Genomic DNA, 13,228 nt, shown 5'->3' on the forward strand with positions numbered 1-13,228 from the left:
ATGTTAAAATCGTGCCGAATTATAAAGGTCTATTAAATAGGGTTTTGGATTTTTTTCAATTTATTTTTTTCCATATTTTGGAAAATTATTCCATGATTTCAGGACGCCTTTTTCTTAATTGTATTTTTTGAAGACTAGTTAAATTCAAATTATTTTTAAAGGATATAGAAAATATTAAAAGTTGATAAAATAAAATACCATAGTTGCTTTCTCCAAAAATTCCAAATTCGGTAAATGAATTGATGAGAATTGGAATTAAAATACCAATTAACATTAATTTATTTTCTTTATCTTCTTTAAAAAAGGCTGAAACTGTAAAAAATACTTGAAATAAAACTATGGTTAAACCTATTAATCCGAGATTCATTAAGGCTTGCATAAATGTATTATGCGTCATTTTTCCTGGATAGGTGTGTGTGCTTTGAAAGTATTCTTTATAATCTATACGCATAAAACCAAAACCTAAGAGAGGTTCTCTGGGTAATCCTTCTGTGATAAGTGCTTGCCAAAAAGGTAACCGACCCGTTAATGTTAAAATTTCTTCTAATCTTTCTTTATCGCCACCTTTTAAAATGATTTGGTTTACAGCGACTGGTATCACTAATAAAACGCAACCCATAATGGCTAGTTTTAATCCTTGTTTTTTAGTTTGATTGATATGGAAAAAGATTATTAAAAGAGCTCCAATTAAAGAAGATCTTGATCCTGTTAGGTATAAGGCATAAAAAATAATTAGTAATTTTATTATGGTCCAAGTTTTATTTTTAAATCTGTATAAGTCGAAGATTAAACAAGCCACACCTACGCCTGCAAGCATGCCAAGTTCATTCGGATTCATGATAACTCCACCTAAACGCGCTTCTTCTCCACCATGCGTTAATCTGAAAAAGGTTTCTGGATCAATCCACATTCCAACAACAAAAATAAGTTGAAGATAAAATACAGTATTCCCAAGTAAATTAAATAATCTTATGTTATGACCATCAAAGTAAGTGTCTAAAATTTTCAAACTTTTAATAAAATAATAGGCAAAAACCATACTTTGAAAAGTCATGAACCACTGCAACGCGCTAAAGCCAGGGTTTGTGCTCCAAGAAAAGGAAATGAAACCAAGAAATAAATAAGTTAAATACAATAAAGGGCTAAATAGATTTTTTATGCTTAAGGTTTCAGCTGCTCCGTATTTGATGATTCTATAATAATTATAGATTGACAAAATTAGCACCCCCATTCTACCAATCACTTTTATTACTCTTGTTATGTTAACATTTTCACTCCATGTAAAAAAACATCCCACCATTAAGAATAGGATGATGAACATGAAAATGTTGGTTTTTTTTAAGAATTTTTCGTGTTTGGAATGGGTGCTAAACGTGGTCATATTTCGTATAATTTGTGATTTAAATCTGTAATTACTTTTTTCCAATTAAAAGATTCTTCCACTAATTTAATAGCATTTTTACTCATTGTTTCATATTCTTTTTTGTTCTGCCAAATCAAAATCATTTCTATTAAAACATCATGTAATTCATTTGAGTCTTGTTTAGTTATTGATTTTCCAGCGTTATAAGATTCTATAAGTTCATTAATGTTTGTTGCATTTGAAACTACACATGGTTTACCAAAACTTGCTGCTTCTATAACAGAAGTTGGTAAGCCTTCATTTCTTGAGGGATGTACAAATACATCCATTTTTTTTAAAAGATTGTTTTTTTCTTCACCAAATTGGCTGCCAAAAAGAATTACATTTTCGCTCAATTTATATTTTATGATCAAAGTTTCTAATTTGCTTTTCTCATTACTATCGCCAATAATCCAAAGTTTTGCATTTGGAAATTGAGTTATTACTTTTTCAAACGCAAGTAGTAAAGTGTCAAGTCCTTTAGTGTAAATATCTAATCGGCCAATGAAACCAAAAACAATATCTTCATTTTTTGGAGTAAATAATTCTGGTTTTATCGTATTTTCAAATCCATAAGGTAGCAGCACAGATTTGTTGTTTTTATAAAAAGTAGATAAACCGGTACTTTCGCTTTTACCGATGTTGTGAATTTTTTTTGAATTTTTTAAAACTGTTTTTTCAAACAATTGAAAGTAGAGTTTCTTTATCCAAAAATTTCTTTTCATGGCTATGGTATTATAAGCACCATGAGGTGTAAAAACAAAATTGATTTGATTAGATTGTAAAACTTTCGAAATAGAATAAAAAATCGGAATCCAACCACCATGAATATGAAATATGGTATTTTCTTTTTTTGAAAGTAATGCTTTTTTCAGTTCGGCACTAATTGTAAAAGGATTTTTAGATTTTAAAAATAAGCGTGTTTCAAAATTTCTTTCTTCAAAATTTTTTGTAAGGTCTGCAGTTATTCCCCAAACGGAAACTTTAATTTGCATCTCAGCTTGTTTAACAGCCATTTGGTACACAACTTTATTAACCCCATTCATTCGGTTTGGGTTTGCTTTTCCTAGAACAATATGAATTATTTCCATAAAATGAAGTGATTTTTTTTCAATTGAAATTGCCAGTACAATAACATGATTAATTGATTCAATATTAAGCCTAATACTGCGCCAGAAATGCTATAATTTACCAATAACCACCGAAAAGAAAGTAAAGTGAATACGAAGGCGCATAAATAACCAATAAAAAAAGATTTGTTTAATAGTTTGATGCGAATCATAATTCTTATAGGGTAGCCAAGGAAAATGATCAGATATAATACAGCCATAAATTGTACTAAAAAACCATATTTTACATATTGAATTCCGCCAGCTAAAATAATTGCTTTATCCGGAAACATGAAAAGTAGAAGTAAAATAGAACCAAAAATAAATAAACCATTAAGCGTTATTTTGAATAAATATTGTTTAGCAGTTTGTCTGTTCTCATGGTAAAGTTTGGCAATTTTAGGTAAAAAATAATTTTCTACAACTTGTAAAAGCACATTTAAAATTCCAAAGAAAGATTGTACTAAACGTAAAGCTCCAATGCCTTCTAATCCAATATAAATCCCTGAGAACAAAATGATTAAATTGCTATTTCCCCATTGAAGTAAAGAAACACTAACAAACCATTTTCCTTGAAGCATGTGAGATTTTAAATAGATTTTCCAGTTTATTGTTTTTCGAAACGTTTTAATTAAAGGTAAAATACCAAAACCAATAGACAGTAAATTTGAAAATGAAATTATAAGTAAGGCGCTATTTAAATTAAGATTTTTATCTATACTAAAATAGCAGATTACAATGGAGATTAAAAAGAAAGCATCCATGTAAACAACACTATTAATTGCATTCTTTGTTAATAAAGTTTTTCTTAATAAGTCTTGAAAAATATAAGTAATAAAAAAAAAGGTAAGCGTTAGGAAGGAGAAAGATTTTATTGGTAGGAATAAATAAATCAAAAAGTTGACGACAGATAGTAGTAAAAAAGAACACAATACACTGTAAATTATGAATTGAAAATATTCGTGTTTGTTTTCTGTTTTTGGGTAAGCAATTTGAAAGGGCTGAATAAGAAATGCAGAAAGGATGCTTAATAGTAAATAAGTATAAATAATTATAGATGAAAACAAACCAAATTCAATGACACTTAATACTCTTGCTAGAATAATAGTAATCATAAAATTACTTCCACTATACATGAATTGGTCAAATAAAACCAATAGAGTAGGAGCGTTGATTGTTTTTATAATTCGTTTCATTTAGGTTTTCTTTTCGAGTATTTATACCATATTTTTTTAATTTCTGTAAGTATACTTGGATTATAACCGCTCCTATTTAATATAAACCACATGTTTGACAAGTGGTATTCTTCTTTAATTATTTCAATTTTTGAGATGGTATTTTCAGATGTTTTTCTACTGTCTAATATAAAAAGATTTTGGTTAGCTAATGCCATTAAAAGCAACGTTAATTTTCCGTCTTTTAATGTTTGATTGTGTATGATACATAAATCAAAATCCTCTTTTTTCTCTTCAATCAGTTTTGCAAAATCCTCTTTTTTTAATTTTAAAAACTTGTTGTCGTTTAAGTTGATATAATTAGTACCGTTATCTAATTCTTTTAATTCGCTTGTGCTGTCTATGATTAATATTTTTCTTTTTTGTTTTTGTAGGGCAATAATTAAATTTTTACTATGAAATAAGTGTTCTTTCGAATCATGAAAAGAAGTAATGGTAACGATATTTTTAGAAGTTAAAATATTTTTAATTTCAAGTTGCAAAGCTTCTTTTAAAAAATTAATTTCAATAGCATTCTGGTCTTTCAAATGGGGAGTTGATAAAGCGATTGGAATAGTACTATTTTTTTCAATTGTAACCACATCATTAACTTTTGCTTTTGTAAAATGAACTACATAAATTAGTATTGTTGAAATTAAAAAGCCAAGAAAAGCCGCTACTAAAATGATTATTATTCTAATTGGCGATACAGGACTTTTTGAAACTTCACCCGGAGTAATAACTTTGTGAAATGCAATTTTTGCAGATTTAGCGATATCTGCTTCTATCTTTTTTTCGTTTAAGAAATTATAGTTTTTTTCAAAAGCATTAAATTTTCTTTCCAGTATAGTCATTAATCTTTCTTTTTCTGGAAGGTCATTAAAAACTTGTTCTGCTTCAGTTATATCATTTGATAAATCATTATATTTTATTTGAAGATTTTTTTCAGTGTTTTTAATACTTTCAATTTGATAGGAGATTAAATCATTCAGTTTGTCGTCAACGATTTTTACTTTTTCATTGTTTGGTGTATAGGTAAGTAATAAATCTTTCTTTTCCGCTTGAAGTTTTTTCATGCTTTTAACCATTTCTGTTGAAAGTAAATCTGAAAAACTTTCAAAGTTTGCGGCTAAACTTAGATAGTCTTTTTCCCCATTGGCTATATATTTATTTAAATCCTTGATCGCATCAAGATTCATTTTTATATTTGTTTGTTGGATTTTTAATTGAGATATTTTTCTTAAATCTGTTTCTGTTTCTTGACGAAAATTGATAATTTTTTTTTGGTCTCTAAAATCTTGTATATTGTTTTCTGAGTTGCTTAAGTTTTTTCCGGCAGCTGAAATTTCATTATTTAAAAAATCTACAGTAACATTTGCGGCTCTAAATTTGTTTTCAATATAATCTCTTATGTACATTTCAGAAAGCTTATTTACAAACAAAGCTGCTTTTTCAGGTATGTTGCTTTTCAGGTTTATTCGTATAACAGGTACATCTTTATCTACTGGAACAATATCTAAATTTTTATAGATTTTGGCCATTACTTGTTGTTTGCTTAAGAATTCTATTTCGTATGCATCTACAATAGTAGCGTTTTTCTTTGTGGCTAAATATTTTTCATTTAAGCTAATGATCAGTTGTCCATTAGTTAAAATGATAGGCTTTCCAAATTCACCATTTATACTGCTTTCATTCGGAATGTTTAAAGTAAATTTTTTTTTAGAAAGCACAACAACCTCTATTTTCTTATTATAGTAGTAATCAGAGTTGAATGTGCTTTCAATTAAAATTGGGGAGTTGTTAAAAAGTTCTACTGTTCGTACTTCGCCTTTTCTAAATATTTCAGTATGGAACGGTAATTCGGTTATTGTTTTTTCAATTAATTCTGTAGATTTTAAAACTTCAATTTCAGTAGCTATTTTATTTGCAGTTGCGAAAACATCAAAATCTTTAAATAAATTGGCATTAGACACTCCTTCTTGTATATCAGCCAGTTTTAATTTTGCTGTGCTTTCATACATTGGAGTGGTATAACTCAAATATTTTTTTGCACCAATTACGGATAGGATAACAGTTACAATTATAAATGGTAATCCTCTTAAAAATGGTTTAAGTACTCTTAGGTTTTCGTTCATTATACTTTAAATTAAAATAATCCCATTATGATAGCTGCGGCACTAACTGTAGTTGTAAAAGGAATGATTGTAGAGATGCGTTTGTCAAATTCTTTGTTCTTTTTTGAAGGAACAATAATAATATCACCAGGATGAAGCTGTATGTTTTGATTGAGAATATCAACTGCATTTGTTAAATCAATATTTGCTACATATACATTTTCTCCGTTTTGTCTCAATACCTTTATAGATTTTAAATTGGCATAAAATTCAAATCCACCTGCTTTACTCACAATTTCTAATAAAGTATTATGGTCTTTATCAACTAAAATAGTGTTCGGATTTCTTACTTCTCCTAAAATAGTAATTTCTTTGTTTAAAACTTTAACATCCACAACAGGATATAAAAGCCATTCTTTTAAATTATTTTTTAAAATCTCTTTTAATTCTGGAATTGTTTTTCCTAAAACATTTGTGGTGCCAATTCTCGGTATTTCAATATTACCATTCGCATCAACTAAAAGCCATTTTCCATATACTTCATTGGAATTATAGATACCATAAACCGACCCAACACTATAACTGTCTTCTCCCCAAACTGATATAGATATTTTATCATCTTTTTCAATTTTATATTGATACGTGTTATCAAAAAAAAAGGGTTTCATGTCTACAACTTCATTTTTATCAACTAGTAAATTTTGTGTTTTACATGAAACTAGAAGAGAAATAAGAATTCCGTATACAATTATAATGTTCGTTCTCATGATGTTTATATTTTCATTTTTTAAAAGAAAGATAGTATTTTACTAACAAAACCAGCGTTTGATTTTTTTAGTTCTTCCTTAATTTTAACAATATTTGAGATTAAAGTTTCTATTTTTTTAGAAACATTTTCATCTTTTATTAAATAATCAAAAGCTCCATATTTTAAAGCATCTACGGCGGTTTTTATGTTCTCTTGTCCAGAAATCATTACTACATAGATTCCAGGATTGATGCGTTTGATTTTTTTTAACACCTCAAAGCCATTCAAATCATTCATGTCATGATCTAAAAATATGATATCTGGATTTAAATGCAAGTTATCTAAACAATCTATTCCGTTGGTGAAATGAGTAATATTTGTGCAGCCTATATTTCTAAGATATTGTTCATGTAAACTAGAGCAAAAAACATCGTCGTCTACAATAAAAAACTTGAATTCAGATTGATTTTCCATAATAAAAAAATTTATTTTATTATTATATAATCCAATTTGATGCCAAGATGTTAAACGTAATGAATTCAAGGTTTTAAGATTTGTAGGTTACGATATTTTTCCAAAATATGGAAATAAATTCCAAATTTTAATTAGTTCATTTCATTTTCTTCAAGTTGTTCGATCACTTTAAACAGAATTATTTTTATGGTGCCAAACAATTCTGAAATTTTTTCTTTATTAGTAGAAGTTAAACTAATTTTTTCTAATTCTCTAACTTCATTATAAATAGTATCGATGCCAACACCTTCAATGCTTGGTTTAATTTTATGCATTAATTTACTCACTTCAAAAAAGTCGTCTTGTTCAATGGCGACTTCCGTTTTTGTAATAATATCTTTAGCTTGATTGATAAAGATCTGAAGCATTTTAATTACAAATTCAGTATTATTTTTACTTAAAGCAATTAAGTGCGTTAAGTTATAAAATTTAATTTCCGTATTTATGATTTCACCCTTTTTATTTGATAAGTTTAAATGTTTAATTATGGTTTCAAAAAGATCTTTTTCATTAAAAGGTTTAGTAACATAATCATTCATCCCAACTTCTTTGCACCTATCAATTTCTGTTTTAAAAGCATTAGCTGTTAAAGCAATTATTGGGATATCTAGTTTTAAATTATTTCGGATAAAATGTGTGGTTTCAAAACCATCCATAATTGGCATTTGAATGTCCATTAATATTAAATCGAACGTGTTATTTTCAAGAATTTCAATGGCTTCTTTCCCGTTTTCAGCTTCAGTGGTTATACAATTTATAGAACTTAAAGAGTTTTGAGCGACCATTCTGTTAAATTCATTATCTTCAACTAAAAGAATTTTTTTGTTTTCTAAATTTATATTTGAAGAATCAAAAGTGTCATACGTAATGTTTGCTACATTTCCTTTTTCTAAAGTTAAATGAATTTCAATTTTGGTGCCTTGATCTTTTTTACTTTCAATTACTATTTCACCACCCATTAAATCTATTAATTGTTTTGTAATAGACATGCCAAGACCCGTTCCACCATATTTTTTGGTTTTATTACTTTCTTCCTGACTGAATTTGTTAAATATAGAAGTAATAAAATTAGATTCCATACCTATGCCTGTGTCTTCAATAGAAATGCAAATGGTTTGTTTTGAAGCTGCGTTTTTTAGTAAGCGACAACTGATTAATATACTTCCTTCATTGGTGAATTTTATCGAATTCCCAACTAAATTAAATAAAATTTCTTCAATTCTTAAACTGTCACCTTTGAAATATTTGGTTAGTGAATCGTCATAAAAGGTTCTGAAAAGTAAGTTTTTTTGATCCGTTTTAGGTTGTAATACTTTAAAAACATTTTCAATAGTTTTATGTAAATCAAAATCTTCAATTTCTAAGTTCATTTCTCCGGCTTCAATTTTAGAAATGTCTAAAATATTATTAATTATTGAAAGTAAATGTTTTGAAGCAATTGTACTGTTTTCAATATATTTATATTGTAATTCAGAAACGTTTTGTTTTTCTAATTCTCTTAAAAACCCAATTATTGCATTAAGTGGTGTTCGGATTTCATGACTCATATTAGCTAAAAAAACTTCTTTTGCTTTTGAAGCTTCTAAAGCTTTTATTTTTTCAGCTTCTAATTCAAATTCTAATTGTTTTTGTTCTGTAACATCTAAATGAATGCCTATGGAGCCAATTAAATTTCCTTTATCGTCATAGTTAGGTGCTCCACTAACTGTCCACCAACGTAATTCACCTCGTTTATTTCTAATTGGCAATTGATAGATGTCTGAAAGACCTTTTCTTCTTAGTTCTTTTACATCGTCTATTTTTCTTATGTTTTCTCCAAAAACAAAAAGATTTGCTGGTTTTTTTCCAATTAATTCATCAATTTCATAGCCAGAAATTTTGCAGAAACTTTGATTTGCAAACTTAATGTTTTCTTCATTGTCTACTTCCAACATACCTAAATTCATGTTGGCAATCATATTTCTGTATTTTTCTTCTTGAATTTTTAATTGGTTTTCTACTTGTTTCCTTTCTGAAATATCCTGTATGAAGGAACAAAAAAACAATTCATTATTTTGTTGAATAGGGATAATAGAAATTTCTATAGGAAATTCAAATCCCTCTCTATTGATTGCTGGTAATTCCAAGTTTTTATTTAAAGCTGGTCCTTCACCTGTTTTTAAATAATGTTCCATTCCTTTTACATGATTCGCTTTATGAACATCAGGAATGATAGTATCATGAAGCGGTTTTCCAATAACCTCTGATTTTTTCCAACCAAACATTTGTTCTGCACGATTGTTCCAAAAATTAATTAACCCTTTTTTATCAATAGTAATAATGGCATTTAAGGAAGAGTTCATAATCAATCTGTTATGTTCTTCACTTTGTTCTAAAAGTTTTTGCGATTCAATTCGAGCAGTTATATCGGTGTATTTCCATAAATGTCCTTTGTATTCTTCTTTAATTATAATCGGGATATAATTACGCTCTAAAAACTTTCCGTTTTTCAGTTCAAAACGTTCGTTGGTTATTATTTTTTTATTTTTTAAAGCGTTTTCTATACTCAATGCAAAATGTTCTGGATCTTTAAATAAGTCTTTTGCTTGTTCTGTAGAATTGGTGCAATCTAATCCAATTAAATTTTCAGGGGCAACAGGAATAGAAAAGAAATCGCAAAAAAGATCATTGGTAAATTCTATTTTTCTGTTTTCATCTTCAACAAGAATTCCGGATTGAAGATTAGCTAAAAGTGTTTTTAATAATTCGACAGTTGTGACAAGATTTTTTTCAGATTCTCTTCTTTTCTCAATTTGACTGTTTAAATATTTTGAAATGAATAGTAAATCATCAAGATTTTCTTTGTTGTGAAGCTCTTTAATATCATCGTCAATTGTTTCTAAAGTGTTGTATAAATTAGTTATTGAGATTTTTTTTAACTCATATTCTTTTTTTAGACTCGCATTAACTTCGTAATATTCTTTTTCACTTTCTAAAAAAGCATGTTCAGAAATCTCTTTATCTCTGTCAAAAGACAAATACGATTCATTAACGGCTTGTAAAAAATTTTGAAGCGTTTTATCTTCTAAATTGAAGTCGCTTAAATATTTGTTAATTTGTTTTTGAAGTAATTTATGTTGTTCCATATTTATTCCGTTTCTTCAAAGCAAGTGATAGTCATTGTTTGATTGTGTAATTCGCAATTTGTTAAAGGATTTAAAGGTGATATTTCACCATAGGAATAAAATCCAGTGATGGAAGTGTCTTTTCCAAAAGTTTTTGCAATGGCTTCAATTTCTTCATCAATTCGATTTGAAAGTATTATTTTTCTTCCGACACAACTAATTAAGATGGCTAATTTTGGTTGCATATTATTTATGGATAAACTATTTGTTGCTGCTTCACTTGCGGCATCAATTAATTTATCAAAATTTGCTTTCATAAATTTTACTTTGCTTCCTATTGGTAAATCGCCTGCAAAAGTCATGGATTGATTTTCTTCGTCTATGGTAAGTATGGTGCGAACAATAGAATCAGAACTATCAGATAGTTTTAAAGATAGTGGGAATAATAAAGCCGAACCTGGGAGTTCATTGGCATATTTTCCGAGATAGTTTTTGTAAAGTTCTAAAGCGTTTTTATGGTCTATTTCAAATAATACATTGTTTTTTGAGAGGGTCACTTCTCTTTCTAATCCAAAAGTTTCCCAACCACCCATTGAACCATGAGAAACTTTTAATTTATCGCCATAAAAACCAATAGCTACAATGTTTCCTGACTTTGCGATGTCGTCTAATCCTACACAAGACTCTAAAAATCTTGTTCCGTCACCAGCTAATCCACCTGTTATTAATATATTATCAACATTGTTTTTATTTAAACCTTTTACTAGCTCACTTCCATTTACTTTGCTTCCGTCAGATAAAATAAAAATTAATTTTAAATTTTCTTTAGGCAGTAATTTGAATAGTTCTTCACCTGCGTTGAAACTGTTTTTTATGTTAGTTATATTGACACTTGCTTTTTTTATTGTGGTTGACGAAAATTGTATAGCTGTAAGAGAAAGCGTATTTTCATTGGTTTCTATTCCATATATTTCTCCAGCTGTTGAACAAAGTGTAATTGTTGCGTTTGGAAATTTTTCTTTCAAAAAAGAAAAAGTTTTTGCGTCAATTACAATTTTATTTTCACCAAATCCAATTAATAATTGAACCTTTTCATTGGGAATGTTTTCCACATTCGACTCTTTAATAATGGCATTGTCTTTGAAAAGAAATGTAGCTACTTTCATTTTGAATCTGAGTTTAAAGTGTTTAACAAATTATAAATGGTTGATTTTCCTATATCTAGTTTTTGAGCTGTTTTTACTACATCATTGTTGTTTTTTTTAAGATGATGTAAAATGATTTCATGGGTATATTCTTTTAAACTTTTTTCTTCGGTAAAATAAAAATTGTCACTATTTAAATTTGAAAATGTAATGTCGTCATCATTAATTGTTTTGCCATCACACATTACACAAGCTAAATCTATTACTGATTTCAATTCTCTAATATTACCTGGAAAAGGATATTTAAGTAATTTTGATTTTGCGCTACTTGAAATTGAAATGGGTTTTAATTTATTTTCCTTAATAAAAATCTCAATAAAATGTTTTGAGAGTAAAAGTATGTCATTTTCTCTTTCTCTTAAAGGTGGTATTTGAATTGGTAATCCTATAATTCTAAAATATAAGTCTTCTCTAAAGTTTTTATTTTTAACTTCTTCTACTAAATCTTTATGTGTGGCAATAATTAATCTGGCATTAAACTTTACGGGAGATTTCCCACCAATTGAAACCACTTCTCTTTCTTGGATGACTCTTAAAAGCTTGCTTTGTAAATTATAATCAAGTTCAGCTATCTCGTCTAGAAAAATTGTACCACCATTTGCTTGTTCAAACTTTCCTATTTTTTTGCTATCTGCTCCAGTAAATGCACCTTTTTCATGTCCGAAAAACTCACTTTCAATTAAGTCTTTTGGGATGGCAGCCATGTTTACTGCAATAAATGGTTTGTTTTTTCTGTCAGAATTATAATGAATAGCTTTTGCAACAACATCTTTTCCTGTACCTGTTTCGCCAGTTATAGAAACATTAATAGTATTGTTTATGGCTTTATTAATTTTTGTATAGATCGATTTTATAGCTTCACTTTGACCAATAATTGTGTTTTCAAAGCTAAATTTTTCTTCTAATTTCTCTTTCAACTCTTCCACTTCATGAATTAAATTCATGTTGTCTCTAAGTTTTATAATAGCATTCCAAAGTAAATCTTTTGTGTGGTTGTTTTTTACGATATAATCATGCGCACCTATTTTTAAAAAATTTATGGCCACTTCAACATCTTCTTGACCACTGATTATTATTACTGGAATCTTATTGTTAATTTCTTTTATTTTTTTTAAAAGTACGTCACCTGCAATGTCTGGTAACCCAAAATCTAAACATATAATGTCAGGTTTCAAATGAAAATTACTTAGGCAATCTTTTCCATTTTCAAAAAGATGAACATTATATTCAGGGTTTAATGATAAATGATATTTTAAGGTTTGTCCAAAAAAAACATCGTCTTCTACAATAAATATATTTAATGCTTTCATCTACTCTTTTGATATTTATTTATAAATTTAAAATTAATAATAATCTTGCGAAACGTAAACTTGACTTAAAATTAAGAAAAAATTTTACGGTATAGCCGTAAAATTTGTTAATTAATTACTGTTTAAAAAAATACAGCGAAGCCGTATAAATATAAAAAAAAACTGACTAAAGAAGCAACTTTTATTTATATTTATTGGAAAAATATTACCCTCCTAAATATGTTGCGTTTATTTCGCATTCGTAACCTCTAATTTCTATTACTCCTAAAACGTGAGGATCCGAGTTGTTAATGTTATCATTATTGTCAACAGAATATTTAGCGTTTAATATACAGGTTGGTCTAGTAATTAAATTTACCGTTGTAAATATAGTTTCTTCATTAAGAAATTGATAAATATGTGTTCCACTACCGTCTCTTGCTAGATCATTAAAACGGTTATATCTTACATATAAAAATACAATACTTTTGCTTTTTATTTTAAAATAATATTTAGACTTTAGATATTTT

General features: G+C 27.9%; 9 protein-coding genes. All 9 read right to left on the reverse strand.

Features of this window, described 5'->3' with window-relative positions:
* Window positions 1–85: 85 nt before the first annotated feature.
* The 9 genes from G6N05_RS05165 to G6N05_RS05205 all read right to left on the reverse strand — a co-directional run bounded on the left by G6N05_RS05165 (window position 86) and on the right by G6N05_RS05205 (window position 12,719).
* The gene (locus tag G6N05_RS05165; RefSeq protein WP_166125516.1) at window positions 86–1,381 is read right to left on the reverse strand and encodes an O-antigen ligase family protein; all 1,296 of its coding nucleotides are present in this window, start codon (window positions 1,379–1,381) and stop codon (window positions 86–88) included.
* Entirely contained in the window at window positions 1,378–2,493 is a 1,116-nt protein-coding gene (locus G6N05_RS05170) for a glycosyltransferase family 4 protein (RefSeq protein WP_166125517.1), read from the reverse strand. Before G6N05_RS05170 ends, G6N05_RS05165 begins: the two co-directional genes overlap by 4 nt.
* Window positions 2,484–3,707 carry a lipopolysaccharide biosynthesis protein gene (locus tag G6N05_RS05175; protein WP_166125518.1) on the reverse strand — a complete coding sequence of 408 codons (1,224 nt, stop codon included), beginning with the start codon at window positions 3,705–3,707 and terminating at the stop codon, window positions 2,484–2,486. Before G6N05_RS05175 ends, G6N05_RS05170 begins: the two co-directional genes overlap by 10 nt.
* A complete protein-coding gene (locus G6N05_RS05180; RefSeq protein WP_166125519.1) occupies window positions 3,704–5,860 on the reverse strand; it encodes a GumC family protein in 2,157 nt (718 codons plus the stop codon). Before G6N05_RS05180 ends, G6N05_RS05175 begins: the two co-directional genes overlap by 4 nt.
* Window positions 5,861–5,871: 11 nt before the next feature.
* A complete protein-coding gene (locus G6N05_RS05185) occupies window positions 5,872–6,606 on the reverse strand; it encodes a polysaccharide biosynthesis/export family protein (protein WP_166125520.1) in 735 nt (244 codons plus the stop codon).
* 20 nt (window positions 6,607–6,626) lie between these two features.
* Complete coding sequence (locus G6N05_RS05190; protein ID WP_166125521.1) at window positions 6,627–7,061, reverse strand: response regulator; 435 nt, start codon at window positions 7,059–7,061, stop codon at window positions 6,627–6,629.
* A 131-nt stretch (window positions 7,062–7,192) separates the two neighbouring features.
* Window positions 7,193–10,225, reverse strand: coding sequence for a PAS domain S-box protein (locus G6N05_RS05195; protein WP_166125522.1), 3,033 nt, complete (start codon window positions 10,223–10,225; stop codon window positions 7,193–7,195).
* Window positions 10,226–10,227: 2 nt separating this feature from the next.
* Complete coding sequence (locus tag G6N05_RS05200; RefSeq protein WP_166125523.1) at window positions 10,228–11,370, reverse strand: FIST signal transduction protein; 1,143 nt, start codon at window positions 11,368–11,370, stop codon at window positions 10,228–10,230.
* Complete coding sequence (locus G6N05_RS05205; protein ID WP_166125524.1) at window positions 11,367–12,719, reverse strand: sigma-54-dependent transcriptional regulator; 1,353 nt, start codon at window positions 12,717–12,719, stop codon at window positions 11,367–11,369. The genes G6N05_RS05200 and G6N05_RS05205 overlap by 4 nt, the downstream gene beginning before the upstream one ends.
* Window positions 12,720–13,228 lie beyond the last annotated feature (509 nt).

Origin of the sequence: Flavobacterium bernardetii, assembly GCF_011305415.1 — a bacterium.
GTDB lineage: Bacteria > Bacteroidota > Bacteroidia > Flavobacteriales > Flavobacteriaceae > Flavobacterium > Flavobacterium bernardetii.